A 26,325-nucleotide genomic window follows, 5' to 3' on the forward strand; every position below is an offset into this window, starting at 1 on the left:
TGGTTCGATCGTGTTAATTGCGTGCGGAAATCGTCTCCAGGTACTCCTGTGCCCGGCCGAGCGGCCACACCTCTGCCATCTTCTGCTGCATGTCGAACAGGTTCGACAAATGGATCGCCGGATCACGATCTCCCACAGCATCTTCCACGACGATCGGAACGAAGCCGTGCTGCATCGCATCCAGTGTCGTCGCGCGGACGCACCCGCTGGTGGACAACCCCGCGATGAGCACGGTGTCCACGCCGAGCGACGTGAGGTGCGAATTGAGAGTGGTCCCGAAGAACGCGCTCGGATACTTCTTCGTCACCAGCATTTCCGCGCACGTCGGTTCGAGACCCTCGATCAACTCCCCGTACGGACTGCCTTCGCAGAACGCGACGAGGGTGCCCGACTTCTTGAAGAACACCCCGGCGTCGGCACCGTCGGCGCGCAGGCGAACCTCGGTGATCACCACCGGGATTCCGGCCTCGCGCGCGGAAGTGAGCAGGGTGCGCATCGCCTCGACGTTCTCCTCCACCCCTGCATACAGCGGGGAGTCGGGATCGATGTAGGCACGGGCGGGATCGACGACGACCAGCGCAGGACGGGTTCCGGGCTGGAGCTCCTGCCCGAAACCGGCGCGGGCGTAGTCGGCGGCCTGTTCTGCACGATCGACGATGGTCATGCGGACTCCTTCAGTGGGGTGACGGATTCGAGGGTGTGGACGGTCGCGGCCGGATTCCGGCGGGGAAAGGCGAGACACACGCCGACACCGAGCAGGGCGACGACGGCGAGCGCGATGCCGACCGCTCGCACGTTGTCGACGAACCGCGCCACCTCCGCACTGCCGAGCGTGCCGAGAGTCCCGCCGTAGGCAGCCTGGCGGGCAGCGGCGCTGAGGCCGGCAGTAGCGAAGACGAACGCCAGCGCGGTGCTGAGCAGGTAGCCGACGTTCTGCAGGGTCGAGCGCAGCCCGTTGGCGATGCCACGGCGGTCCGCGGGGGCGGTGAGCATCAATGCGCTGGTGCTCGGTGTCATGAACAGTCCGGTGCCGCAACCGAGTACGAACAGGAAGGGCGCGGTCGCCCCGAGCGGGCCGCCGTCCGGCGACAACAACAGTGCCACTCCGAGCAGACCGACGGCGTTGAGTCCCATGCCGGTCGCGGTGAGCGTGCGAGGACTGAAACGCAGCATCAGGGATCCCGCTGCTGCCGCGGCGACGACGGTGCCGATCGCGACCGGCATCACCAGCGCACCCGCGGCGACCGCGGAAATTCCGCTCACCGCCTGCCCGTACAGCGACACGAGCAGCGTCACGGCGTAGGTGGCGATCGCATTGACGAGCACCGCGGCGAGAACGAGCGCGATACCTCGGTCGCGGAACAACGACAGGTCGACGAGCGGATGGGTCCGTCTGATCTGCACCGCGACGAATGCCCCGGCGAGGACGAGGCTCGCCGTGCCGCACGTCCAGGGCAACCAGGGCATCGAACCGACGCCCGGGGTGAGAGCCAGGACGACCGCGGCGAGCAGCGCAGTGGACAGCACCGCGCCGGAGACATCGAAGGGCTCCCGGGTCACCGCCCTGGAGGGACTGCGCGGAATCACCGCGATCGACGCGGCGATCGCGAGCAACCCCACGGGCAGCACCACGACGAACAACCCACGCCACCCGAAGACCGCGGTGGCGGCACCGCCGATCACCGGTCCCACCACCTGCGCGACGGCCGCGACCGTCGCGTTCCAGCCCAGCGCCCGACCGAGGGTCCGCGGCGGGAAGGTGTCGGTGAGCAGCGCCGTGTTGTTCGTGACGATGGCAGCCGCCCCGGCTCCCTGGAGCACGCGAGCCGCGACGAGCCAACCCGCCGAGGGCGCCAGCATGCACAGTCCCGTCGCGACGGTGAAGGTGATCAGTCCTGCGAGGTAGAGCGGTCGTCGTCCGATGATGTCGGCGAGCCGGCCGAACACCAGGATCAGGGCGGTCGTGACGAGCATGTAGCCGAGCAGGATCCACGTCGACTGGGCGCCGGAGGCATCGAGTTCGCGTGCGACCGTGGGCAGTGCGACGGTCAACCCGCTCAGGCTGAGGAACACCGCGACGACCCCGATGCTCGTCGCCGAAAATACCCGCCACGGATGCGGATGACGCTGCGGGGCCAGGCTATCCATCGGCACGGCTATCCATCGGCACGGCGGTCGTGGACATCGGTGACGGACTGCAGCACCTGCGCCAGGCGCAAGCACGTGTCGTCCGCCCACGGCCGTCCCACCAATTGCACACCGACCGGCATCCCGTCGGAGAAACCCGCGGGCGCCATGACGGCGGGCAGGCCGAGATAGTCGAACAGCCCCGTGTTGCGGCCGACGATCGACTGCATCGGGTACCGCACGCCGTCGATCTCCATCGTCACGTCCGACAATCGCGCCGCCGTGGCGCCGATACCCGGCGTGACGAGCACATCGATACCCGCGGTGTCGAAAGCGCGGATCGCGTCCTGCTGGGCGAGCGTGCGCCGGCGCACCGACCGCAGATAGTCCACCGCCGAGGGCACGAGTCCGCGCGCGATCCGCACCTGCGTGCCGACGTCGTACAGGGCGAACTTCTCGAGGGCGCCCTCCTGATTGGAGGCGAGCTCGCAGGTCATGACGATCGTGACGTCGTCGTGGAGCTGGTGGGCCTCCGGGATGTCGACGGACACGATCTCCGCGCCGAGGGTGCGGAAGGTGTCCACGACGGTCTCCCAGGCGGCGAGCACGCCGGCGTCGCACAGCTCGGTGAACCAGGTCGTAGGGACACCGAGGCGAACACCGGCCAGGGACGGTGCCGCGGCGGTTCCCGCGGCGACGAGTCCGTCCTGCACCTGCTGTGCTGTCTCGTCCGGTACGGCAGCCGGGTCGTAACCGTCCGGCCCGGCGAGCACCTCGAGGGCGAGCCGCAGGTCGGCCGCGGAACGTGCCATGGGACCGATGTGGTCGAGGGTCCACGACAACGACGCGACGCCGGTGCGCGGCACGAGACCGTAGGTGGGCTTGATTCCGGTGAGATTGCACAGGGCGCTGGGCACCCGGATGGATCCACCGGTGTCGGTGCCGAGGGCGAGCGGGACGAGTCGCTCGGCGAGGGCGCCGGCCGAACCGGTCGACGATCCTCCCGTCCATCGGTTCCGGTCCCACGGATTGGTCACGGCACCGTAGCGTGCGTTGTGCGGTGCACCGCAGGCGAACTCGGTGGTGGCGGTCATGAGCACGGGGATGGCTCCGGCCGCGCGGAGGCGGGCTACGACGGTCGCGTCGGTCGCCGCGATGCGGTCGCCGGTGGTGCGTGAGCCCGCGGTGACGGGCGCCCCGGCCACGTCGATGATGTCCTTGACGGCGAAGAAGACGCCCTCGAGCGGGCGTGCGGTGCCGGTGCTCCACCGTCGGTCCGAGTCCGCGGCCGCGCCGTCGGCACCGTCGATCACGGCGAGGACGGCCCCACCGGACAGTTCCGGGTCGCTCCATCGGGCCCGCAGCGCGGTGAGAACGTCGGTGGGGGTGGTCGCGCCGGACCGGTAGGCGGCGAGCAGGTCGAGGACGCCGAGTTCGTGTACGGGCGTGTCGGTACGGACGGCGTGGGCGGGTGCCTCGATCGGCGAGGCCGGGACGGGACTTGCCGCCAGCAACGCGGTGGAATGCGCCGGCTCGCAGGCCGGACCGTCCGGCACCGAGGCCAGGGGCGTGCGTCGCCCTGCCGCGAGAAGCGGCTCCATGTCGGCGCGAGCCTGCGGGAGCAGGTCGTCGACGGTCGTGGCCGATGCGGCGGTGAGGTCGGGATAGTCGGTGGTGGTCATCGGAGCACCTCCGTCGTCGCGGAGGCCGGCCGAGGCAGCGGGGCCGGCCGCACCGTGCCGGTGGTGAGGTCGGCGAGCAGGCGCAGCACGTCCGGGCGCCGGTCCCGCATCAGCGGGAAGGCGGCGCGTTGCGTGGGGACCGCGTCGAGATCGAGGGTGAACCGCAACGTCTCCCCCGCACGATGGGCCGGGGCCTGGGCGACGATCGCACCGTTGGGGGCGATCACGCACGACAGGCCGAAGTAGTCGACCGTGACCCCGTTGAGGGTCTCCGGGCCGGCGCGGTTGGCCGCGACGATCCACATCTGAGATTCGAGGGCGCGGGTCTGCAGTTCGGCGAGGAAGAGGTCCTCGCGGGTGCCGAGCGACGAGACGATCGCGAGCATCACCTCGGCGCCGAGTGCACGGGCGACCGCCCAGTTCTCGGGGAACGTGCGGTCGTAGCAGATGACGCAACCGAAGCGGGTGCCGAAGGCGTCGACGGTCGCGGGCGCCTGCCCGGGCGCGAAGTGGTACTTCTCGTCGATGTCGACGTCGCCGACCTTGCTCGCCGGCAGCGACAGTTTCCGGTAGGCGGGCAGTGTTCCGCCGTCGGGGGTGTGCCAGCTCAGGATCTCGCCGGTGGCGTCGATCATGACGACGGAGTTGTGGGTGACGTCGTGGGCGGTACGTTCGAAGACACCGAAGGCGATGGCGCATCCGAGTTCTCGCGCGAGTGCGCCGAACAGGTCGGTGGCGTCGCCGGGGATGGTCTCGGCCCAGGACGTGCGGTCGACCTCGTGGCTGGTGCAGAAGTAGGGATTGGTGATCAGCTCGGGCAGGACCACCAGGTCGGGTGTGGTGCCGTCGTCGGGTGCAGCTGCCGCGCGCACGAGGGCGGCGAGTCCGGCAAGGTTGCCGAGGAGGTCCTCGGTCAGTTCGCCGGCCTGAACAATGGCGACGTCGAGGGTGCGCGAAGTCAAGAGAAACCTCCTGGAAATGGGTTGACGGGTGGGAGCGCGGCTCGACGCTCGCGCTCCCACCCGTCGTTCGTGTCAGGCTGCGGCGGCCTGGATGGTGTTGCGGCTCTTCATCAGAGGCTGGATGCGGGTACCGAAGTTCTCGATGCCCTCGACGAAGTCGTCGAAGGTGAGCATGATGCCCTTGATGCCTTCGAGTTCCGCGACCTCGTCGAGCATCTTCGCGACGGTCTCGTAGGAGCCGACGAGGGTGCCCATGTTGAAGTTGACCGCGCCCTCGGGCAGCGAGATGGTCTTCGCCGTGGAGGAATCGTCGGCGGTGGCATCGGCAGCGGACTGATCGGCCATGTAGCCGAGTGCGGCGAGGTCGGCGTTGTCGTGGTAGTCCTGCCACTTCGCCTGTGCCGCTTCGTCCGTCTCGTCGGCGATGATCATGAACAGGGTCAGCGCACCGACGTCCCGGCCGGTCTCAGCGGCCGCGTCGACGAGGCTCGCCACGGAGTCCGAGATGGCGGTCGGGGTGTTGATCCCGGTGCCCATGATGAAGTTGAAGTCGGCCATCTCGGATGCGAACTTCATGCCGCTCTTGGACTGTCCCGCCGCGACGATCGGTACCCCGCCGCCGGACGGGCTCGGCGAGAGCACGCACTCGTCCATCGTGTAGTGCGCACCCTTGAAGTTGCTGACGCCGTCGGCCCACAACTGCTTCATCACCGTCACGTACTCGGTGGCCTGCGCGTAGCGGTAGCCGAAGTACTCGTCGCCGGGCCACAAACCCATCTGCGTGTATTCGTTGGGCGCCCAACCGGTCACGATGTTGACACCGAACCGGCCGGGAGCGATCGAGTCGATCGTCGACGCCATCCGGGCGACCATCGCCGGCGGCAGGGTGAGGATCGGAGTGGAGGCGAACAGCTTGATCTTCTCGGTGACGGCCGCGAGACCCGCCATGAGCGTGAAGGATTCGAGGTTGTGGTCCCAGAACTCGGTCTCGCCACCGAAACCCTTGAGCTTGATCATCGACAGGGCGAAATCGAGGCCGTGCTTCTCGGCCTTCTGCACGATCGTCATGTTGAGTTCGAACGACGGCATGTACTGCGGGGCGCTCTTGGAGATGAGCCAGCCGTTGTTGCCGATGGGGATGAAGACGCCGATTTCCATGTCACTCACTCCTGAGGGGCGGGGAGATTCGAGGAAGCGATCCGGCGGCACTGCCTGGCTCGCTGTGACTTCGAATGTATTCAGGAGTTGTTGCCGGATGTGTGTCGACGGGTAACGGGATTGTTGCCCGCGTTAACGATCGGCGACGGACTGCGCAAAGGGCACCGAACAGGGTGCCGCACTCCCCCGCGGCACCCACTCGACGTCGAAGTTCCGATGCACCGGCCGTCCCTCGTCCCCGTCGATCCGCGCCAGCAGCAGCTCCGCCGCGGCCACCGCCATGTCCTCGAGCGGCTGGCGCACGGTCGTCAGATCGAAGATCGACCAGCTCGACTGCTGCAGGTCGTTGTATCCCACCACCGAGACCTCACCGGGCACATCCAGATCGAGCCGCTTGGCCGCGTCGAGAGTGCCGTAGGCGATGTAGTCGGTCGCGCAGAACACCGCCGTGGGACGATCCGGCCCGGTCAGCAGCATCAACCCACCGGCGAGACCCGTGGCCGCATCGACGGCACCGCGATGGACGCACCCCTCGTCGATCGGTATACCGCGCTCCTCGAGCCGGTCGCGGAAGCCCTTCTCACGCAATCGGATGCTGGGGTTCTCCAGAGGACCGGAGATCAGGGCGATGCGGGTGTGTCCCATGTCGACCAGATGGTCGGCGACAAGCCTGCCACCACCGATGTTGTCGGAGGTGACCCGATCCACCCGGTGCGCATACCGACCGTCGACGTCGCGATTGAGGATGACGAGGGGAATCTTCCAGTCGATGATCTCCGACACCATCGGTGAATCGAGGCGCGAGGAGATGAACACGACGCCGTCCACCAGTCCCCCGCGCAACGCGAGGATGTCCTTATCCAGAGATCCCTCGGTGCGGTCGCTCATGAGCAGGACCCGGTAGTCGTTGCGGGCGAAGCAATCCTGCAGAGTGTTGACCAGCGTCGGGTACGACGGATTGTGCAGGTCGCCGCTGACGATCCCGATGGTCGACGACTTCCGGGTGATCAGGCTCCGGGCCGTGACGTGCGGGACATACCCCATCTCCTTCGCGAGAGCCCGGATGCGCAGGCGGGTCTTCTCCACGACGCGCGGGTCGTCGCGCAGGGCGCGCGAGACCGTCGATTGCGACACCCCCGCGCGGCGGGCGACGTCGTAACTGGTGACCGACCTGTTCCCCATTCCCGGATTGTAGGGACACGAGACAGGGAGAGCAGAGTTCGCGCGGAGAACAGGGCGAACCTCCGGCCTCTCCCGCGCATTCGCTACGACTTCTGCTATCCGCTGCAGAAATTTCCGTAGCGGATGACCATTCCTGTAGCGGATGGACGGTCACATGATGTGGTGCCGACCCACCGGCAGCACCAGCGGCTTGCCGGAGACCGGATCGGAGATCACGCGACTGTCCAGACCGAAGACCGCCTTCACGGTCTCCCCGGTGAGCACCTCGGAGGGATCCCCCGACGCATAGATGCTGCCGTCGGCCATCGCGACGAGGTGGTCGGCGTAGCGCGCGGCGAGGTTGAGGTCGTGCAGGACCATGACGATGGTCGTCCCGCGGTCGCGGTTGAGGTCGGTGAGCAGGTCGAGCACCTCCACCTGGTGGCTGACGTCGAGGAAGGTGGTGGGTTCGTCGAGTAGCAGCAGGTCGGTCTGCTGCGCGAGCACCATCGCGATCCACACGCGCTGCCGCTGACCGCCCGACAGTTCGTCCACGGAACGCTCGGCGAGTTCGGTGGTGTGGGTGGCGGCGAGCGCATCGGCCACTGCCGCGTCGTCCTCCCGGCTCCAGCGCGAGAGCACCCGCTGGTGCGGATGCCGGCCGCGGCCCACCAGATCGGCGACGACGATGCCCTCGGGGGCGATCGGCGACTGCGGCAGCAGCCCGAGCGTGCGGGCGAGCTTCTTGGCGGGCAAGCGGTGGACGTCCTTGCCGTCGAGCAGGACGTGGCCGCCGCGCGGCGACAACAGTCGCGACATCGACCGCAGCAGCGTCGATTTCCCGCACGCGTTGGCGCCGACGATGCACGTGATCCGCCCCGGCGGCACCTGCAGGTCGAGGTTCTCGACGACGGTGCGGTTGCCGTAGCCGAGTTCGAGGTTCTCGGCGATCAGGGCGTGCGTTGCGGTCACAGCGAGCCTCCCGCGCGGTTGGAGCGAATGATGAGGTAGACGAGATAGGGCGCGCCGAGCGCACCCGTCACCACCCCCACCGGGTAGCGCGTGCCGAAGGCGTATTGGCCGACGAAATCCGCGACCAGCACGAGCAGCGCCCCGACGAGTGCCGCCGGGACGAACAGCGACGTGCCCCGCCCCACGATCCGCGCGGCGATCGGGCCGGACAGGAAGGCGACGAATGCGATGGGTCCGGCCGCGGCGGTCGCGAACGCGATGAGTCCGACCGCGGAGACGATCGCGAACACGCGTGTGCGTTCGACCCGCACGCCGAGTGCCTGCGCGGCATCGTCGCCGAGCTGGACCATCGACAGGTTGCGTGTCTGCACGAGCAGCACGGGCCCGAGCACCAGGAGGGCGGCGACGACGGGCACCGTCGCACCCCACGTCGCACCGTTGAGGCTGCCGGTGAGCCAGCGCATCGTCTCCTGCAGATCCCAGGTCGCCGCGGTGCTCAGCAGGTAGGAGGTGACGCTGTCGAGCATGGCGGCGATACCGATGCCGATGAGGATCAGGCGTGTGCCCGCCACCCCGCCGCGATAGGACAGGCCGTAGATCAGGAGAGCCACGGCGAGACCGGCGATGATCGCGACGACCGACACCCCGGTGCCACCGAGTCCGAGCACGATGATGGCGAAGGCCGCCGCGGCACCGGCCCCGGAGCTGATGCCGATGATGTCGGGGCTCGCGAGCGGGTTGCGGAGCATCGTCTGGAAGGTGATGCCGCCGAGCCCGAAGCAGATTCCGGCGACCACCGCGAGGACCGCGCGGGGAAGTCTCAGGCGTCCGACGGTGAAGTTCGCGCCGGCCACGTCCTGTCCGAGGACGACGCGCAGCACGTCCGCGGGCGGATAGAACGTCTTGCCGAACATCAGATTCGCGGCGAAGGCTGCGGCCACGAGAGTCGTGAGCACGGCGATGACGAGGTGTCGACGCCGTCCGCGCCGCACTCTGCTCGCGGCGAGTTCGTCGATGTCGGGTTCGGTGGTCTCGAGTGTGATTGTCACAGTTCGCGCAGCTTCTGCCGTCGGACGATGTACACGAAGAAGGGCGCTCCGATGAGCGCGGTGATGATGCCGACGTCGATTTCGGCGGGTCGCGCCACGATGCGGCCGACGACATCGGCGGCGGTGAGCAATCCCGCGCCGACGAGAGCGGAAAACGGCAGCAACCACCGGTTGTCGATGCCGATGAGCAACCGGCACAGGTGCGGCACGACGAGGCCGACGAACGCGATGGGGCCGGCGATGGCGGTCGCCGCCCCGCACAACAGCACCGCACCGAGCGAGGCGATGCCGCGGGCGAGAGCGACCCGTTCGCCGAGACCGGCGGCCATGTCGTCGCCGAGCGCGAGCGAAGTGAGGCTGCGCGCCGACAGCAGGCAGATGGCGAAGCCGAGGACGAAGAACGGCAACGCCTGGGAGATGGCGTCGAAGTTCGCTCCACCCACGCCGCCGATCTGCCACGACCGCACGCTGCCGGCGATGTCGCCGCGCGGCAGGATCACGGCGGTGACGAACGACGCGAGCGCCGCCGAGGTGGCGGCACCGGCGAGGGCGAGCTTGAGGGGTGTCGCTCCCCCACGCCCGAGCGACCCGATCGTGTAGACGAACACCGCAGCGGCGGCGGCACCGATGATCGCGACCCAGATCATCGACGTCTGCGTCCACAGTCCGAACCATGCCATGCCGATCACGACGGCGAGCGAAGCACCCATGTTGACGCCGAGAATGCCCGGGTCCGCCAAGGGATTACGGGTCACCCCCTGCATCACGGCGCCGGCGAGACCGAGCGCCGCGCCGACCAGCATCGCGAGCACCGTGCGCGGGATGCGTTTGGCGATCGCGCCCTGACCGATGTTGTCGGTGGCGCCGCCGAGAGCCGCGACGATGTCGGCCCAGTCGACGTTGCGCGAACCGATCGTGATCGATGCGATCACCAGCAGGACGAGCACACCGAGCAGAACGAGAAGCCAGACGGAATTGCCGATGGTCGAGCGCCCCTTCTCGGAGGCGCTCGGCATCGACTCGTCGTGTAGTGCGGTCACTCCGCGTTCGTCTTGGCAGCTGCGTCGGAGAGCAGCTGGACGTAGTCGGACAGAACCCAGGAGATCGCCAGCGGCGTCGGGTTCGCTGCGGTGCCGAGCGGCCCGGAGCCGTCGAGGAAGACGATCGAGCCGTTGCGGACGGCGGGCATCTGCGACAGCAGCGGGTCGGCCTCGAGCGCGTCGACGAGTTCCTGGTCGCCGTAGGTGACGATGATCTGCACGTCGTCGAAGACGTCGACCTGCTCGGCGCTGACCTTCTTGGAGAAGGCGTCGTCGGTGGAGGCGTCCGCGACGCTCTTCGGGGTGGCCAGTCCGAGGTCCTCGAAGAAGGCGGCGCGGGTGTCGTTGGCGGTGTAGAAGCTGACCTGGCTCAGGTCGGCGGTGTCGACGTGGGTGAGGAACATCGTCGCCTTGCCCTCGAGTTCGGGGTGGGCGGCGGCCGCGTCGGCGATCTCCTGTTCGAGGCTCGCGACGAGCTCCTCGCCCTCCTCGGCCATGCCCAGGCCGGCGCTGTTGAGCTCGATCATGTCGCGCCACGAGGTGGCCCAGGGAGCCTCCGGGTACGCGACGACGGGAGCGATCTCGCTGAGGGTCTCGTAGTCCTCCTGCGTCAGACCGGAGTAGGCGGCGAGGATGACGTCGGGGTTCGTGTCGGACACGGCCTCGAAGTCGATGCCGTCGGTCTCGTCGAACAGCACGGGGGTCTCGGCGCCGAGTTCCTCGAGACGTTCCTCGACCCACGGCAGCATGCCGTTGCCGTCGTCGTCACCGAAGTTGGCGGCTGCCATACCCACCGGTACGACGCCGAGCGCGAGCGGCACCTCGTGGTTGGCCCAGTTGACCGTGGCGACGCGTTCGGGTTTCTCGTCGAGGGTGACGGTGCCGAGCGCGTGCTCGATGGTGATCGGGTACTCGCCCGAACCGGCGGAGCCGGAGTCGGCGGTGTCCGAGGAGTCGGAGGATCCACAGGCGGTGAGACCGAGGGCGACCGCGACGGATGCGGCGGCGATCGTCAGGAGGCGCTTCGAACGCATGGAGGCAGAACTCACTCTCGTACGGGGTGGGGGCTCGGCCTTACCACTGGCGGCAGTTAGGCGAGGTTTGCCTAAACCGTAATGTTCGCCCGAATCCGACGCAATCGCTCGATCGGGACATCCCCTGTAGCGATCGGGACATCAGCCCACCCGGAACATTCCCGGTGTCGTGCCGGTGACCCTGCGGAAGGCCGCGCCGAACGCGCTCGCCGATCGGTAGCCCACCTGTTCGGCGACGTCGTCGACATCCGTGCCGTGGCCGAGCAGCATCACCGCTCGCTGCGCACGGACCGCCGCGACCCAGCGTCCGAGACTCAGGCCGGTCTCCGCCCGGAAGGTGCGGGTGATGGTGCGGGTGCTCACCCCGAGTTCGGCCGCCCAATCCGAGAGCGTCCGCGGATCGCTCGGGTCCTCGGCGATCGCCTCGACGATCGGTCGCACGACCGTCGACGACGGCACCTGCACCATCAGTTCGTGCTCGGCGGGGGTGAGCACGTCGAGCACCATGCGCTCGGTCAACGACCGCGACTCGTCGCCGAGACGATCGTCCGCCAGCCGGTCGAGCAGCAGTCGCAGCAGGGGTGCCATCTCCACCGCGACCGGACCGTCGGACAGCGAGGGAGCGGAGTCGATCCCGAAATGCGCGGTGCGGTACCAGGTTCCGGCGGGCATGACACCCCAGTGCAGCAGGCCCGCCGGAATCCACAGTCCCATCGTCGAGGTGATGGTCCATGTGCGCGACCCGATGGTCGCGCTGGACGCACCCCGGTCGTTCCACAGCAACTCGTGCGTCGGGTGCGAATGCGGCTCGAAGCGGGTCTCGCGGGAGACGAGTTCGTCCATGCCTGCGATGACGAACGGCACGTCGATCTCGCCGGCCTCGTAGACCGGCAACGTCCTGCTCTCCGCCGCCTCGACACTCTTCACTCGGCCTCCTCCGCTGCACGACGACGACAATCCTCACACGTCGCGCTGCCGAGGCGCCGGTCAGGACAGGATCTCGACGTACCCTTCCGTGCCGTGCACGCGGATGCGCTGTCCGTCGCGGATGATGCGGGTGGCGTCCTCCACGCCCACCACGGCCGGCAGCCCGTACTCGCGCGCGATCACCGCGCCGTGCGTCATCACGCCCCCGACCTCCGTCACCAGCGCGCTGACGGTGACGAACGCCGGGGTCCAGCTGGGGTCGGTGAACGCGGTGACCAGGATGTCGCCGGGTTCGAGCTCGGCCCGGTCCAGGTCGGTGACCACGCGGGCGCGGCCCTCCACGACACCGGTGGACACCGCGATACCGGGTAGCGCCCCGTCGGGCAGGCCGTCACGGCTGTACGCGCCGGTGAGCGTCTCACCTGTCGACAGCAGCACCCGAGGCGGCGTGAGCGTGGCGAACGATGCGAACTCCCGCTTCCGCTCCGCAACGAGGTCGCCGACCGGCCGCGGCGCGCGCACGACGTCCTCGAGTTCGTCGAACCGCAGGAAGAAGATGTCCTCCTCGTCGTCGATCACCCCGGCTCGGACGAGACGTTCCGCTTCCCGCAACAATGCCTGCTTGTAGACGAAGTAGCGGCCGATCATGCCGTACTTCGGATACTCCCGATATCCCGCGAACGCGCGGACCCGGTCGACGAGCCTCTCGATCTCCCGCTCCTTCTGCTCTCCGTCGGGCAGACCCCGCACACGTTCGAGGAGTTCGCGCTTCTTCTCCTCCGCCTGGCGGCGACCATCGTCGAAACGCTGTGTCGCGGCACCGGTTTCGAAGTTGTCGAGATTGCTCACGATCATCGGGACCAGCATCGTGGGGCGCTCACCCCACCTGGGACGGGTGATGTCGATTTCCCCGACACACCGCCTGCCGTACTTGTCGAGGAAGTCCTCGAGTGCCGCTCGTACCTGCGGTCCGCCCTCACGCGCGCCGAGTTCGCCGAGGAAGCGTGCGTCGTCGAAGCCCTCCTCGTCGACTTGCCGCAGGAACGCCACGACGTCCGGGTACGGGCGTGCGGCATCGGCGACGTCGAGCAGCGCCAACCCCATCTCCGAAGTGACGTTGTAGGGCACCGAGCGCGAGACGACGTCCGCAACGTTCTTCTCCCCCAACCATTTCTGCCCCACCTCGTTGAGACGCTCGGCCGCTTGCATACCGGCGGCGAGCACCTCTCCGACCTCCTTACCGAACAACGAATCTTGCAGTTCGCGGATGTCGGCGCGGATGAAATCGAGCAGTGCCGAACCGGTTTCGTTCTCGATGCGACGCGCCGATTCGGCGATCGCGGCCTCGTTGCGCGCGACGAGTTCGGGCACGACGGCCGGGTCGATCTCGTCCGGAGCGGGTGGCAGGCCGACCCGCGAGGCGGCAGGGTCATCCGGGCGCGTCGGGACGAATCCTCGATCGAGCACGGTTCGCAGCGCGTCGCCGAAGAGCGGGTCGGACCTGCCGATCATGTCCACGATGCCCGGTCCCTGGGTGGGTGAGGCCAGCATGGGCGTGACGTCGACGAACAGCCGCCCACCCGCGTGTCGCATGGGCGCACGGCTGGTCAACTGCCACAAGGAGATTCCCAACGGTTTCAGCGGATCGGTCATCATCTGCTGATGTCCGACGGACAGGTACACGTGATTGTCGTCGTCGCCGGCCTCCGGGACGGGGAACAGCGTGGTGATCGGTCGACTCTGCACGATGTGGAAGACGCCGTCGGCCAGGCACCATTCGATGTCCTGGGGACGCCCGAAGTGCGCTTCGAGGCGCCTGCCCAACCCGACGAGTTCGACGAGGTGCGTGTCGCTCAGCACCGGTGTCTCCTGCCGTTGCGTCCGGTCCACGACCTCGTCGGCACGCACCGCGTACGCGTCGGCGTTCACCAAGCCCGACACCAGGTCGTCACCGAGCCCGGCGACCGCATCCACGCGGGACACCGTGCGGTCCGAAGTGACGGGATCGGCGGTGAACAGCACACCCGATGCCTGCGGGAACACCATCCTCTGCACGACCACGGCCATGTACACCTTCCGGTGGTCGAAACCGTTGTTCACCCGGTAGGCGACGGCACGCTCGGTGAACAACGAGGCCCAGCACCTGCTCACGTGCCGGAGAACGTCCTCGACACCCCGGATGTCCAGGTAGCTGTCCTGTTGCCCGGCGAACGACACCGTCGGCAGATCCTCGGCGGTCGCGGACGAGCGCACCGCGACGGGCACGTCCTCCCCGAGTTCGCGGACCCGCGCGGCGATCTCCTCCGCGATGTCACCGGGGATCGTGCACTCTTCGATCGCCGTACGGATCTGCGTGCTCAGCGCTGCGATGTCGTCGGGTTCGGCCTTCGCGAGTCGCTCGAGCAGGTCGTCGACACACGGTAGCTCGGAGAGCACCGTTCGATAGGCGTCCGTCGTCACGCAGAACCCGTCGGGCACGTCGACGTCGGCGGCGGACGTATTGCCGCGGAGCGGCACGAGGCGCCACAACTCCCCCAGGCTCGCTCCCTTGCCACCCACGATCGACACCGCCGTGCGGTCGATCTCCCGAAAATTCTGTATGTAACCCATTTCAGCTCCCCACCTGCGGCTTCAATGCTGTGTGGGCGAGTATGAACCCACTTTTCGATCCTCATGAGGGCCGAGGATCCGGTATAACGTGAGAAGGGGGAGACGAATTTCGACGCTACAGCGGCGCGCCGAACTGCGAGCCCAGCCGCAATGCTTGGTCCGCCACCCGTTCCGCCAGGTCGACCCGCTCCTCGAGACTGCCGGTGAGCATCACCCACGAGCGTCCCGTGGCAGTGAGCGCGTCGACGAACCACTCCGTCATCTGCGCGCGGATGTGTTCGCCGTCCCGGATGCCGTCCTGCACGAACGGAACACCGTTGTGGTCGGTAAGCAAGTACAGCGCTCGCCGGTCGCGGACACCGCGCCACGCCCGCTCACTGCTGCCGAGATAGCGTCGCTCCCACACGGTGGTCGCGAACGCGTCGGTGTCGCAGACGAGCAGCGGAGACCCTTCCCGTGCTGCCTGTTCCTCGAGTCGCGTCTGTTCGACGGCGATGTTCTCGAAATCGTCGCCGGTCCAGATGATGTCGATCACTTCTCCGGTGCGGAGCTTGTCGTAGGTGACCTGTCGTCCGTATTCCGGCACCCAGCCGGTTCGTTCCCACACACCACCGCGATTTCGGAATCGACGCAACAACTCTCGGCTCACGGTGGTGGTGCCCGTGGATTCGGAGCCGAGGACGACGATGCGGGTCGTGAGGCCGGCACGGGCCGGTGCGTCGAGATCGTCCCAGCGCCCGGCGAGATCATTACGGCAGGCTGTGCCGGAGGCGGGATGCGCGACACGGAGCGGGTCGACGCACACGTGCGTGGCCGAGAAGCGTCGCGCGAGCTCGTCGCCGTACCTCTCGCTGGAGACCACCGCATCGACCGGAACATCGGTGACGGTGCGCGCGGCTGCTTTCATACAGGCGACCTGCGCGGCCCATACGGTGTCCGATTCCAGGTCCATCGGTGCGTCGCACGGAATTCCCGTCACGGTGACCGTCGTGTCGACGGCGTGTGAATCGCGCATCCACGACACGCGGTCACCCAACGGAATCGTCTCTGCTACAGAGGACATGACGACGACGGTGACGCGTTCGGCGATTTCCGCAGCGCGCCGGACGAGGTGATGGTGACCGACGTGAGATGGATAGAACTTCCCGATGACGAGTGCGTGCCGATACATCACTGCACCTCCACCAGTTGCCACTCGACCGCCATGGAGCGTCGCCAGGCAACCAGGCCCCGAATGCACAGGAGCAGGAAACCTGCGTACAGCAACGCCGTGAGCGTCAGTCCCTTGTGCAGGTAGAGCGGGATGTAGATCAGGTCGGCGACGATCCACAGCAGCCACGACTCCCACCGCTTCTTCGCCTGCCCCCACGTCGCGAGCAACGACAGCACGGTGGTGGTCGCGTCCCAGAACGCGACGGTCGAGTTCGTCGCGACCTCCAGCAACGCTGTCAGCCCGATCACCGCAGCGACACCGACGACCGCGAGCACGCTCCACTCGGTCGTGTTCGTGCCCGTCACCGGCAGGGCATCCCCGTCCCTGCCCCGCGCCCAGTTGCTCCAACCCCACACGGCGAGCACGATGTACACGACCTGCAGTCCGGAATCGGCGTAGAGTCCGGCGGTCGCGAAGAGCAGGATCCACACGAGGTTGTTGGCGATCCCGATCGGCCAGTTGAGGATCGACTGCCGTCCCACCAGATACACGCACCACGCGCCGCTGACGAAGCCGAACACTTCGGCCCAGGTGGTGGGCGTACCGAGTGCGGTGAATGCCGTCGAGTTCAGAAATGCGATCATCATCGCCGCCTTTCGCTTGTGGCAGCGATTAGATCATGTTTGCTCTAACTGATGCAACGGTGAAACCGACTTCGGTGTTCTCGACGGCGCTATACGACGTCGAGAACACCGAAGTTTCGGAGGATCAGCGGGGGTCGGGGCCCTCCACGAGCGGCAGGGATTCGTCGGCGGTCCACGCGTTGAGCGAACCGTCGTACACCGCAACGTCCGACCGACCTGCAGCTGCGAGCGCGTGCGCGAGTCCGGAGGCCGCGATGCCGCCGCCACAGTAGGTCACCGGCTTGACGTCCGGATTCAGGGCACCCGCCTTGTCGAAGATCTCGCGCAGTTCCGCCGCCGGCTTCAAGCGTCCGGTCGACGGGTCGACGAGGTCGCCGAAGGGGATGTTGATGCTGCCGGGGATGTGTCCGCGCCGCGGGTAGGACGGGCTCTCACCGCGGTAGGTCGCAGGATCCAGGGCGTTGATGATCAGCGTGTTCGGGTCGTCGAGCGACGCCGCGATCTCCTCCGTCGACCGCACGAGCTCGGGCCGATGCTGCGAGGTGAAGGTCGCGCCGTGCGGGACCACCTGCTCGTCGGAGACCGGATAGCCGGCAGCCTTCCAGGCGGGCAGTCCGCCGTCGAGCACGGCGGCGTCGCCGAAACCTTCGAGCCGCAGCTGCCACCACAGTCGCGCGGCCCAGATGCCGTTCTTCTGGTCGTACAGCACCACGCGGCGTCCCTCACCGATGCCGACCGCACCGGCGGCGGTGGCGAACCGTTCCGACGACGCCGCGGTGAACGGTTGCGGCGCTTCGTGATCGGAGAAGTCCGTGAACAGGTCGGCGTAGACCGCGCCGGGAATGTGCTCTTCCAGGTAGGTCGCCAACCCGGGTTCGATGTGCACGGACCCGTCCGGCGGCGTGCTCAGGTGCACGGTGGCGTCGACGATGACGAGGTCCTCGTCCCCCAACTGCTCGTACAGCCACTCCGCGGAGACGGTGTTCGGCTTCGTGTCGCTCATCGAGGTCCTCCTCTGCTCTCGGAATCTCCTTCCAGTAGAGCAGCCATACGACTTGGGTGGGTTCGTCCCCGCTGAGCGGTGTCTAACCCACCGAGATCGGGCGGGTGTTCCAGCTGTCCTCGACCACCCGCGGCTTGCAGGCCTGATAGGCGCCGGCCACCAGTACCGCGACGGCGACCGTCATGAAGGCGAACGAGGCCGCCCAGCCCGAGGTGAGGTCGTGGAAGACACCGAACAGCAGCGGGCCCAGGCACGCCACGGTGTAGCCGACACCCTGGGTGAATCCCGACAGGGCTGCGGATCCGGCGTGGCTGCGGGAGCGCAGATTGATGAGGGTCAGGGCCATCGGGAACGTGCTCGGCCCGAGTCCGAGCAGCACGATCCACAGGATCGGTGCACTCATCGGCGCGATCCACAGGCCTGCGAAGGCGACGAGGAAGCACGACGCGCACGCCACGACCACGGGGAACGGATTCGTCATCCGCGCGCACAGCGACGGAGCGCCGAATGCGGAGACCAGTCCGAGCAGGGCGAACAGCCCCACCATCGCGCCTCCGAAAGCGGGGCTGGCGCCGGCGTCGGCGAGGATGTCCGGGATCCACGTGAACATCGAATAGGTGACGAGCGACGTCATGCCGAACATGCCGACCATCCCCCAACCCACCGGCGACCGCCAGACCCTGCCGTCGACGTTCCGGTCGACGGGAGCCACTTCCCCGGCATCGGCATTCCGATGACGCAGCAGCACCCACACCCACGGAACGGCCGCAGCGAATCCGACGAGCGCCCACACTCCGAGCGAGACGCGCCAGCCGAAGGCGTCGGCGAGAGGAACCGCGACGAAGGCGGGCACGATGGTGCTCAGCTGCACGCCGACGATGTACACCGAGCTGACGAGTGCCAGCGTGTCGGAGAAGTAGCGCTTGACCAGAGGAGGGATGACGACGTTGCCGATGCCCATCCCACCGAGCGCGAGCCCCGACAGGAGCAGCAGCGACCAGGTGTCGGTCATGAGCGCGCGGGTCGCCATGCCCACGCCGGCCATGAGCATGGCGATCAGCGCGGTGCGTTCGAGTCCCCATCGTCGGCCGAGCGCCGGGGTGGCGAGGCCGAAGGCCGCGAACATCGCGGTCGGGATCATGCCGAAGACACCGACGACCGTGGACGAGAAGCCGATCTCCTCACTGATCTGCGCGGCGAGCGGGCTGAACGAGGTGACCGCAACTCTCAGCACGAGGGCCGACATCGCGATCGCACAGAACACCAGCAGCCGGCCACGCAGAAGACTCACACCGGAAATCATAGGATGATGGGATGACTTCGGGAAAACCTGTTCAGCGAACGAACCTGATCGAGCAGGTCACCGAGCAGTTGCGCAGTGAGATCTGCAGCGGTCGCTGGAAGGTCGGTGAGAAGATCCCCACCGAACCGCACCTGTGCGAATTCACCGGCACCGGCCGCAACACCGTCCGCGAAGCCGTGCAGGCCCTCGTCCACACCGGCATGCTCGAACGTCGCCAGGGCTCGGGCACCTACGTCCTCGCGACCTCCGACGTCACCGGCACCCTCGGCAAGTATTTCGCCACGGCCCACGAACGCGATGTGCTCGAACTGCGGCAGGCCCTCGACGTCACCGCCGCCGTCCTGGCCGCGCGCCGGCGCACCCCCGACGACGTGGCCCGGCTCGAACAGTTGCTCGCCGAGCGCAACCGATTGTTCGCCGGATCCGACATCGACGCCGCGGTGGCCGCCGACGTCGCCCTGCACCGCGGCATCGTCGAGGCCAGCCACAACGCGGTGTACCTCGAGTTCTACGACTCGCTGCTTCCGTCGATCCGCCGCACCATCGACCGGCACGTCCGCGTCACGGGCCTGGGTTTCGAACCCGAACACACCACCTTGGTCGCCGCCGTCATCGCCGGCGACGAGGACGCCACCGTGGAGGCGGCGCAGGGGCTCTTCGCGGAACTCACCGACTGACGCCGCCGCTCATCGAACCCCGGCCGAACGCAGGCCGTCCGCAAGGGTGTACGCCTCCGGAGAGCTCAGGAGAAGTTCGTCGAACTCGACGCCCGGGCCGCCCAGCGCGACGCGCAGCACCGGATGGCCTCGCTTCATGACGACCAGGCGTTTGATGCCGCGCGGGTGCCGGAAGGTGCCCACCTTCAAGAAGCCGGAGATCACCATGCCCGATCTGATGCCGAGGATCTCGGACGTCCATCCCGGAAGGACCTCCACGCCGGTGATCGCCGAGATCGGCACCTCCATCGCGGTTCGGCGGACCATGAAGGCTTCCCACCGAGAGAAGGACAGGTGGAGGGTTGCGTTGTCGTATGTCGTTCGGGCCATGACGTCGGACCTTCCGTCGACGGTAAACTGACTACAGCACTGAGAACATTATCACGGTGATAACAATGATGGGTAGGTACCGATGGCGAAGACGTCCCCGATCGCGGAAGTCGTGCTGCACCCGGTTCGACTGCGGATCGTGCAGCAACTCGGAGGACGGCAGCTGACCACGAGCGAACTCCGGTCGGCACTCCCCGACGTCACCCAAGCCACGCTCTACCGGCACGTCGCAGCATTGATCGACGCCGAGATCGTCACCGTCGTCGACGAACGTCGCGTGCGCGGAACCGTCGAACGCACCCTCGCGCTCGGCGACCGCATGGCACACGTCGGCCACGACGACCTCGCCGCGATGAGCGACGCCGAACTGCGCAATGCCTTCGTCACCTTCCTGGGTGCGCTCGGCGAGAGCTTCGACAAGTTCATCGGGGACGACGACCGGAGCCTGCGGGACTATCTGGGTTTCGGGACCACCCCGCTCTACGTCACGACCGACGATCTCGCGGATATCCAGAGCAGGCTCGCCGACATCCTCGCCCCGTATCGCACGGATACCGGTGACGACCGGATGCGCATCACCCTGACGACCGCGGTGATACCGGTTCCTCCTGGCACCGCGTCCGAAGAGGGGTAGGGCTCGACAGAGGAACAGACCTCAGCGGAACTCGGCGACGTGCGCGTCGGCCCACTGCGCGAAGATCGTCGTGGGCCGGCCGAAGTCGAACCGATGTCGGACGGTTACGCCTTCCCGTACCGTGTCTGCGGGAGGTAGACATGACAGTTGCCGGTACGTTGTTCCGTCTCGCAGGCCCCTTCAACTCCATGGTCATGGCAGCCACCGGTCTACCCGTCATCGGTAACCGGATCCGCAGCTATGTCGCACCGATCAGGTACACGGGTCGAAAATCCGGCAGGACGATCACGTTGCCGATCAGTTACCGACGTTCGGGCGACTCCGTGATGATCGGCGTCGCGATGCCCGACGAGAAGTCCTGGTGGCGCAACTTTCTCGGCGCCGGTGCTCCCATGAGCATCCAACTCGACGACGAGGAACGCACCGGCCACGCCGTCGCGACACGCGACGAACGCGGTCGCGTCGAGGTTGTGCTGCAACTCGATCCCGCCTGATCCGGTCATCCGAGACGAGCGGGGCACTCAGCGGCACAACGCGGCATATCATTCCGGTGAACAACGCGCGTAACAGAATTCGGCGGCGGTAACCTGAGCGGTACACGACATCATCACGATGCCGTTGGACACCATCCGGAAAATTTCGCTGGGATCCCCTCGGAGGCCGACGTGCGTGGATTCGGTATCGATCTCGGAACAGCCAACACCGTAGTCGGAACGCCCGACGAGGGCATAGTGCTCAACGAACCGTCGCTGATGATGGTGCGGACGAAGGAACCGCGCCGAGCGCTCGCGATCGGCAAGGAGGCGAGTGACCTCGTCGACCGCACACCCGGTGGGATCACTCCCGTCCACCCGATACGCGACGGGGTGATCGTGGATCTCGAAACGGCACGGACATTCGTCACGGCCGTGCTCGCCCAGCTCGCGCCCCGACGTCGCTACGGCATCCGGCCCGTGGGCGTCATCGCAGCTCCCGCCGGGGCCACGCCGCTCGAGCGTCGTGCGCTGCTCGAGGTGGGGCACGAGGCCGGTCTGCGGAAGGTCGGGTTGATTCCCGAGCCGGTCGCCGGTGCCATCGGGTGCGGGATCGACCCGCTCGAGCCCCGAACCCATCTCGTCGTCGACATCGGCGGCGGCACTGCGGAAGTCACCGCTCTCTGCTACGGCGGTGTCCTGTCGCACCGCAGTTGCCGCATCGCCGGGGACGACCTGACGAGCGCGATCCTCCGGTATCTCCGCGCCGAACACCAGATCATCGTCGGCGAACTCACTGCCGAGCGCGCCAAGGTGGGTGCGCCCGAGACCGCCGACGAACGGTCGCTCGTGGTGGAAGGTCGCGACGCCGCGACCGGCCGCGCGCGTCTGGTGACACTCGAGACCGAAGAGATCATGGATGCGGTCCGGCCCACCACGACGAGCATCGTGCAGACGCTGTCGAGCTGCCTGGACGACCTGCCGCCGCGCGCGATCAGCGACGTGATGGCCGAAGGCATCCTGGCGATCGGCGGCGGATCGATGCTGCGCGGCGTGCCGCAACTGCTCGAGGAGGCCTTCGGCCTGCCGGTGAAGACCGCCGAGCGTCCGCTCACCTGCGTCGCCGAGGGCGCGACCTCGTGCATCGAGCACGCCGACGTGATCGCCGCCTACGCCGCCTGACCTGTCAGGGATTCGGCGTCCGGAGCTGCGCGAGGTAACGCTCGAGCAGACCTTTGACGACCGGTCCCGAGGTGGCCGATCCGAAACCGCCACCGCGCACCAGCGCTGTCACCACGACCTCCGGCGACTCGGCGGGCACGACCGCGGAGAACCAGGCGTTGAGCCCCTTGCCCGGTGCCGAGGGATCCTCTGCCGTGCCGGTCTTGGCGGCGGCCGTGACCGGCAGGCTCGCGAGCTGACCGGCGGTGCCGGCCGAGGCCGACGCCCGCATGCCGGCGCGCACCGGTTCGAGTTTGTCGGCGAACGACAACGGCCGAGGTTGCTCGGTGGGAATCGGGACCGCGTCGCCGGGTCCGTAGGCGGCAGCGAGCTTCGGGGTCACCATCTGACCCGACGCGATACCCGCCGTCCACCGCGCGACCTGGATCGGCGTGGCCGTGACGGTGCCCTGGCCGATACCCATGAGCAGGGTCGAACCCGGATACCAGGCACCTCCGATGCTCTCGACGTTGTCCGGGGTACCGAGGAAGCCTGCGGACTCGGCCGGCAGATCGATCCCCGAGGGGGCACCTGCGCCGAGCTCGGAAGCGATCTGGGCGATGCGGTAGGGACCGAGAAGGTCGGCCAGTTGGTAGAAGTAGACGTTGTCGGACCACTGGATCGCCCCGAGCAGGTTGTTCGGGCCCATCGGCTGCCAATTGGCGAAGGTGTGACCGCCGTAGGTGTAGGCCGCGCCGCCCGCCAGGAAGGCATCCGGGGACAGCACGTCGAACGCCGCGTTCGTCGACGCTGTGACGATCTTGAACGTCGACCCCGGTGGCGCTGCCGTCTGCACCGCATGGTTGAGCATGCGGCCCGGACCCGATGCCGCGGTCTGCGCCGCGATCGCGGCGAGGTCGGCCGGGGGTCCGTAGACGTTGTTGTCGTAGCCGGGAACGCTGGCCAGCGCCAGCACCGCGCCGGTGCGGGCGTCCATCACGACCGCGGCGCCGAGGTCGCCTCCGCTGGTGCGCACCGTCTGGGCGAGCGCGTCGGTCGCGGCCCGCTGCATGCCGACATCGAGATGCAACCGCAGGTCGTGGCCGCGGATCGGATCCACCCGCTCCCCCGTGCCCACCGGACGTCCGGACGGATCGACGTACACGCACTGCTTGCCGTCGACGCCGCGCAGCAACGCGTCGTACTGCCGCTCTAGCCCGGCCTTGCCGACCCGTGATCCGAGCGCGAGGGTCGGCCAGAGTTCCATGTCCTGCTCGTCCGCGATCCCGACGTATCCGAGGAGCGACGCCAGCATCTCCCCGTGCGGGTACTGTCTGCGGCCCGTCGGGTAGACGAGCACCCACGGCAGCCGAGCGTCCACGATCGCCCGGGCCTGTTCGGGCCCGACGCGTCCGAGCACGACCTGGATCTCCCCGCCGGTACTGCTCCGCAGTTCCTCGTCGAGCTTCTCCAGTGGCATGCCGAGGAGCGCCGCGAGTTCGTAGCGCGCCGACGGGGCACCTTCGGCGAACATCCGGGCGACCACGGCGACGGTGTACTCGGCGACGTTCGTCGCGACGGGAACGCCGGTCCGGTCGAGGATCTGGCCGCGCTCGGCGGGCAGGCGGATGCAGCGGAGCATTTGGGTATCGCTCGTCGCGCGGAACTCGGTGCCGTGCTCGGTCTGCATCTGCCACGCGAAGACCGACATCGCGGCGAGCGAGGCCGTCAGCGTCAGCGCACCCACCGACACTCCGCGCGGCAGACGGCGCTTCTTTGGTTCGGTCACCCACAGCGGCCGGGTCACGCCGTCGCGGCGCACCGCGAGCACCAAGCCGATCGAGACGAACCCGATGATCGAGGCGGTGCCTCCGTAGCTGAAGATCGGGATCGGCATGCCGGTGTGCGGCAACAGCGACAGGCTCTGGGCCACCGACACCACGGTATGCAGCCCGAACACACCGCCGATACCCGCTGCGACGAGTGCCGCCTCCCGAGTGCGTGCGACGCGGGCGGCGACCACGGAACGCCACACGATGATCACGACGGCCGCCACGACGGCGATGCCGGTTACCAGGCCCCACCCGTACACGAGACTCGCGAAGGCCAGGTCGTGTTCCGACTCGGGGAGATATTGCGCCCGCAGATCGTAGTCCGGTTCGCGCCCGAGGCCCCACCACCCCGCGCTGCCGATCGCGATGTCCGCCTGCCATGCGGCCCAACCCGATCCCTGCGGGTCGGCGTCGTTCGACAGGAAGACGTGGATCCGCTCGAGCTGGTACGGACGCAGGAACAACACGGCCATCGGCAGCGACGCGAGCCCGAGCGCGAACAGCGGGAACAGCGACCGCAATGGGACTCTCGCCAGGATCAGCATGAGCAGCACGGTCGCCACGAGCACCACGGCGGTCGAAAGGTCGGGTTGCAGCGCCACCAGGGCGATCGGCACCGCCGACACGATCAGGACACCGACGAACCTGCCGAGCGTGTACCCGCCGGCCAGTATTGCGGCGGGAACCATGACCAGCGCGAGCTTGGCGATCTCGGAGGGCTGCAGGGTGAACACACCCAGGTCCAGCCAGCGCTGTGCGCCCTTGGTCGCAATACCCACCAGCGGCACCGCCGCGAGCAGGACCACCGACGCGGTGAACAGCGCCCACCCGAAACGCCCCAGGGCGGCGATCCGCATACGCGACGTCACCCACATCGCACCGATCCCCACGGCGGCGAGCAGGGCGTGACGCACTGCGAGCGACGACATGCCCGTCGAGATCATGTTGAGCATGCCGAGAGCGACCAGTGCGACGGCCGCCGTGACGAGCCAGGGATCGGATGGGTGCCTATCCGCCGTCACGAGAGCCCCCGGGCACGCAGGCGGCATTCTCGGTGGGAACGTACACCGGCTCGGACGCGGCCTCTGCAGGAACGGTGGTGACCGCGGCGACGGCGAGCGCCGACCCGGGTGGCAGGTCGACGCTTCCGATGCCGTAGGCCTCCGGGCTTCCCGCCGGCACCGGCAGGGTGATCGTCCCGCCCGGCAGTGTCACGCCCGTACATCGGTCGTAGACGGTCAGATTCCACGTGACCGCACCGATATTCGCGGCGGGGTCGAGCCCGACGTCGACGCGGACGGTGCACGATCGTCCCGGCTCGCACGGACCATTCGCGAAGCTCGCGGCGACCTGCGTGATCGGTCCGGCGTTCGTGGGAAGACCGGTGTCGACGGGACCCGGCACGCCCGCCTCCGGTGCCGCTTCGGGCACCGGCGGCGGTGGTGAGACCGGATCGATCCGGTCGTCCATCGACGAGTCCACCGGGTCGAGAAGGGTGTGCCAGCCCCGATTCAGCTCCGACCACGCTGCGGGAGCTACCCACGCCAGCCCGACGAGCGCGATGATCGCGACCAGCGCGATGACCGTCCGGCGTCGCGGCAGCCGTCGCTTCTTGCGATGCCACACCGTCCCGGCCGGCGGGCGACGTCGATTCGGGACGAAGGTCCTCTCTTCCGTCACGCGCGGCACGTCTGCCCGTTCCGCCGTACCGTCCACCGGACGAGCATGCCCCTTCACCACCGAGACGAGCGCGGCGATCTGCGATCGTTTCCTTCCTACCTCGGTTTCGTCGAATTCGGTTGCGGCAGCATAACGAACGCGTCTCGCCAGGACGACGAAATCCGTCGACTCGGCGATCGCCGCGTCCACTCTCTCCTCGAGCGCTTCGTTGCGGCAGTTCGTCACGATTCGGCGAAGAAGTCCGGCCGTCGCGTCGCGCACCTCGTCCCAGGAGCCCGCGTTCTTGACGCAGTCGATGGTGAGCTGACCGTTCTCGGACACCATCACGGCGTCGCCTCGGAGGCGGATCGGATGGTGGCCCCGGGTGTGCGCGAGTTCGAGTTGATCGACCGTATCGGTAACGAGCAGCGCGGCCTGCGCAGGCGTCAAAGTCGCTACGGCAAGCAGTCTTCCGAGTTCTACGCCGCCCCCTGCGTCGTCGTCCGTCCGTGTGGGCGGGACGGATCGAACCTCGACGGGCTCGTAGTCTCTCGCATGGATTCCCAAGACTGCTTCGATCATCGCGCATCCCGAAAACGCCAGGCCTCCCGCAAGTGTCAGCCAGACCGGAGCGGGCGGGTGAATTGACCTTGAATTGCCTTTCCCACTTGACGACTCGTTACCGAAATCCATTG

The 26,325-nt window shown here is 67.8% G+C and carries 23 protein-coding genes; 4 read left to right on the forward strand and 19 right to left on the reverse strand.

Annotated features, from left to right (window positions below; translation table 11 throughout):
• Positions 1-13 precede the first annotated feature (13 nt).
• The 16 genes from AC6CID_RS14500 to AC6CID_RS14575 form a co-directional block, all read right to left on the reverse strand.
• Entirely contained in the window at positions 14-664 is a 651-nt protein-coding gene (locus tag AC6CID_RS14500) for an isochorismatase family protein (protein ID WP_498354116.1), read from the reverse strand.
• Complete coding sequence (locus AC6CID_RS14505) at positions 661-2,148, reverse strand: MFS transporter (RefSeq protein ID WP_498354117.1); 1,488 nt, start codon at positions 2,146-2,148, stop codon at positions 661-663. Before AC6CID_RS14505 ends, AC6CID_RS14500 begins: the two co-directional genes overlap by 4 nt.
• An 8-nt stretch (positions 2,149-2,156) precedes the next feature.
• Complete coding sequence (locus AC6CID_RS14510) at positions 2,157-3,809, reverse strand: amidase (RefSeq protein WP_064061383.1); 1,653 nt, start codon at positions 3,807-3,809, stop codon at positions 2,157-2,159.
• On the reverse strand, positions 3,806-4,771 hold the full coding sequence (locus AC6CID_RS14515) for a carbon-nitrogen hydrolase family protein (protein WP_498354118.1): 966 nt from the start codon (positions 4,769-4,771) through the stop codon (positions 3,806-3,808). Before AC6CID_RS14515 ends, AC6CID_RS14510 begins: the two co-directional genes overlap by 4 nt.
• 72 nt (positions 4,772-4,843) lie before the next feature.
• Positions 4,844-5,929 (reverse strand): pyrimidine utilization protein A, encoded by a 1,086-nt coding sequence (gene rutA / locus AC6CID_RS14520; RefSeq protein ID WP_498354119.1) that lies wholly within the window; start codon positions 5,927-5,929, stop codon positions 4,844-4,846.
• Between the two features lie 132 nt (positions 5,930-6,061).
• Complete coding sequence (locus AC6CID_RS14525) at positions 6,062-7,111, reverse strand: LacI family DNA-binding transcriptional regulator (protein ID WP_033098033.1); 1,050 nt, start codon at positions 7,109-7,111, stop codon at positions 6,062-6,064.
• 150 nt (positions 7,112-7,261) lie between these two features.
• Positions 7,262-8,062, reverse strand: coding sequence for an ABC transporter ATP-binding protein (locus AC6CID_RS14530; RefSeq protein WP_033098034.1), 801 nt, complete (start codon positions 8,060-8,062; stop codon positions 7,262-7,264).
• A complete protein-coding gene (locus AC6CID_RS14535) occupies positions 8,059-9,111 on the reverse strand; it encodes a FecCD family ABC transporter permease (protein WP_033098035.1) in 1,053 nt (350 codons plus the stop codon). The genes AC6CID_RS14530 and AC6CID_RS14535 overlap by 4 nt, the downstream gene beginning before the upstream one ends.
• Positions 9,108-10,127 carry a FecCD family ABC transporter permease gene (locus tag AC6CID_RS14540; RefSeq protein WP_498354149.1) on the reverse strand — a complete coding sequence of 340 codons (1,020 nt, stop codon included), beginning with the start codon at positions 10,125-10,127 and terminating at the stop codon, positions 9,108-9,110. The genes AC6CID_RS14535 and AC6CID_RS14540 overlap by 4 nt, the downstream gene beginning before the upstream one ends.
• A gap of 20 nt (positions 10,128-10,147) precedes the next feature.
• The gene (locus AC6CID_RS14545) at positions 10,148-11,185 is read right to left on the reverse strand and encodes an iron-siderophore ABC transporter substrate-binding protein (RefSeq protein ID WP_039583813.1); all 1,038 of its coding nucleotides are present in this window, start codon (positions 11,183-11,185) and stop codon (positions 10,148-10,150) included.
• 141 nt (positions 11,186-11,326) lie between these two features.
• Entirely contained in the window at positions 11,327-12,112 is a 786-nt protein-coding gene (locus AC6CID_RS14550; protein WP_064061379.1) for a helix-turn-helix transcriptional regulator, read from the reverse strand.
• A gap of 60 nt (positions 12,113-12,172) precedes the next feature.
• A complete protein-coding gene (locus AC6CID_RS14555) occupies positions 12,173-14,722 on the reverse strand; it encodes a phosphoenolpyruvate synthase (RefSeq protein ID WP_498354120.1) in 2,550 nt (849 codons plus the stop codon).
• A 115-nt stretch (positions 14,723-14,837) separates the two neighbouring features.
• The gene (locus tag AC6CID_RS14560; protein ID WP_498354121.1) at positions 14,838-15,893 is read right to left on the reverse strand and encodes an AAA family ATPase; all 1,056 of its coding nucleotides are present in this window, start codon (positions 15,891-15,893) and stop codon (positions 14,838-14,840) included.
• On the reverse strand, positions 15,893-16,522 hold the full coding sequence (gene pnuC / locus AC6CID_RS14565; protein ID WP_220666802.1) for a nicotinamide riboside transporter PnuC: 630 nt from the start codon (positions 16,520-16,522) through the stop codon (positions 15,893-15,895). The genes AC6CID_RS14560 and pnuC overlap by 1 nt, the downstream gene beginning before the upstream one ends.
• Before the next feature lie 121 nt (positions 16,523-16,643).
• Positions 16,644-17,522 carry a sulfurtransferase gene (locus tag AC6CID_RS14570; protein ID WP_112319981.1) on the reverse strand — a complete coding sequence of 293 codons (879 nt, stop codon included), beginning with the start codon at positions 17,520-17,522 and terminating at the stop codon, positions 16,644-16,646.
• An 82-nt stretch (positions 17,523-17,604) separates the two neighbouring features.
• Positions 17,605-18,825: an MFS transporter gene (locus AC6CID_RS14575; RefSeq protein WP_006552828.1), complete on the reverse strand. Its 1,221-nt coding sequence runs from the start codon at positions 18,823-18,825 to the stop codon at positions 17,605-17,607.
• Positions 18,826-18,836: 11 nt separating this feature from the next.
• On the opposite strand from AC6CID_RS14575, the gene AC6CID_RS14580 reads away from it, so the two are divergent.
• Complete coding sequence (locus tag AC6CID_RS14580; RefSeq protein WP_006552827.1) at positions 18,837-19,502, forward strand: FadR/GntR family transcriptional regulator; 666 nt, start codon at positions 18,837-18,839, stop codon at positions 19,500-19,502.
• Between the two features lie 9 nt (positions 19,503-19,511).
• On the opposite strand, the gene AC6CID_RS14585 is transcribed toward AC6CID_RS14580, so the two are convergent.
• Positions 19,512-19,871 carry a hypothetical protein gene (locus AC6CID_RS14585; RefSeq protein ID WP_006552826.1) on the reverse strand — a complete coding sequence of 120 codons (360 nt, stop codon included), beginning with the start codon at positions 19,869-19,871 and terminating at the stop codon, positions 19,512-19,514.
• 82 nt (positions 19,872-19,953) lie between these two features.
• On the opposite strand from AC6CID_RS14585, the gene AC6CID_RS14590 reads away from it, so the two are divergent.
• From AC6CID_RS14590 to AC6CID_RS14600, 3 genes are all read left to right on the forward strand, one after another.
• Positions 19,954-20,505: a helix-turn-helix domain-containing protein gene (locus AC6CID_RS14590; protein ID WP_019288188.1), complete on the forward strand. Its 552-nt coding sequence runs from the start codon at positions 19,954-19,956 to the stop codon at positions 20,503-20,505.
• Positions 20,506-20,645: 140 nt separating this feature from the next.
• Positions 20,646-20,999 (forward strand): hypothetical protein, encoded by a 354-nt coding sequence (locus tag AC6CID_RS14595; RefSeq protein WP_498354122.1) that lies wholly within the window; start codon positions 20,646-20,648, stop codon positions 20,997-20,999.
• A 171-nt stretch (positions 21,000-21,170) separates the two neighbouring features.
• Entirely contained in the window at positions 21,171-22,160 is a 990-nt protein-coding gene (locus tag AC6CID_RS14600) for a rod shape-determining protein (RefSeq protein WP_024103618.1), read from the forward strand.
• A gap of 4 nt (positions 22,161-22,164) precedes the next feature.
• On the opposite strand, the gene AC6CID_RS14605 is transcribed toward AC6CID_RS14600, so the two are convergent.
• Both AC6CID_RS14605 and AC6CID_RS14610 read right to left on the reverse strand, forming a co-directional pair.
• Entirely contained in the window at positions 22,165-24,993 is a 2,829-nt protein-coding gene (locus AC6CID_RS14605; RefSeq protein ID WP_498354123.1) for an FtsW/RodA/SpoVE family cell cycle protein, read from the reverse strand.
• A complete protein-coding gene (locus AC6CID_RS14610; RefSeq protein WP_498354124.1) occupies positions 24,980-26,080 on the reverse strand; it encodes a hypothetical protein in 1,101 nt (366 codons plus the stop codon). Before AC6CID_RS14610 ends, AC6CID_RS14605 begins: the two co-directional genes overlap by 14 nt.
• Positions 26,081-26,325 lie beyond the last annotated feature (245 nt).

The organism is Rhodococcus sp. GQ147, from assembly GCF_059759155.1.

Coding starts and splice junctions, on each gene's coding strand:
- AC6CID_RS14500 (WP_498354116.1), bottom strand. CDS start 664: ATGACCATCGTCGATCGTGCAGAACAGGCCGCCGACTACGCCCGCGCC.
- rutA (WP_498354119.1), bottom strand. CDS start 5,929: ATGGAAATCGGCGTCTTCATCCCCATCGGCAACAACGGCTGGCTCATC.
- AC6CID_RS14595 (WP_498354122.1), top strand. CDS start 20,646: ATGACAGTTGCCGGTACGTTGTTCCGTCTCGCAGGCCCCTTCAACTCC.
- AC6CID_RS14510 (WP_064061383.1), bottom strand. CDS start 3,809: ATGACCACCACCGACTATCCCGACCTCACCGCCGCATCGGCCACGACC.
- AC6CID_RS14540 (WP_498354149.1), bottom strand. CDS start 10,127: ATGCCGAGCGCCTCCGAGAAGGGGCGCTCGACCATCGGCAATTCCGTC.
- AC6CID_RS14580 (WP_006552827.1), top strand. CDS start 18,837: ATGACTTCGGGAAAACCTGTTCAGCGAACGAACCTGATCGAGCAGGTC.
- AC6CID_RS14505 (WP_498354117.1), bottom strand. CDS start 2,148: ATGGATAGCCTGGCCCCGCAGCGTCATCCGCATCCGTGGCGGGTATTT.
- AC6CID_RS14575 (WP_006552828.1), bottom strand. CDS start 18,825: ATGATTTCCGGTGTGAGTCTTCTGCGTGGCCGGCTGCTGGTGTTCTGT.
- AC6CID_RS14570 (WP_112319981.1), bottom strand. CDS start 17,522: ATGAGCGACACGAAGCCGAACACCGTCTCCGCGGAGTGGCTGTACGAG.
- AC6CID_RS14525 (WP_033098033.1), bottom strand. CDS start 7,111: ATGGGGAACAGGTCGGTCACCAGTTACGACGTCGCCCGCCGCGCGGGG.
- AC6CID_RS14590 (WP_019288188.1), top strand. CDS start 19,954: ATGGCGAAGACGTCCCCGATCGCGGAAGTCGTGCTGCACCCGGTTCGA.
- pnuC (WP_220666802.1), bottom strand. CDS start 16,522: ATGATGATCGCATTTCTGAACTCGACGGCATTCACCGCACTCGGTACG.
- AC6CID_RS14585 (WP_006552826.1), bottom strand. CDS start 19,871: ATGGCCCGAACGACATACGACAACGCAACCCTCCACCTGTCCTTCTCT.
- AC6CID_RS14545 (WP_039583813.1), bottom strand. CDS start 11,185: ATGCGTTCGAAGCGCCTCCTGACGATCGCCGCCGCATCCGTCGCGGTC.
- AC6CID_RS14555 (WP_498354120.1), bottom strand. CDS start 14,722: ATGGGTTACATACAGAATTTTCGGGAGATCGACCGCACGGCGGTGTCG.
- AC6CID_RS14560 (WP_498354121.1), bottom strand. CDS start 15,893: ATGTATCGGCACGCACTCGTCATCGGGAAGTTCTATCCATCTCACGTC.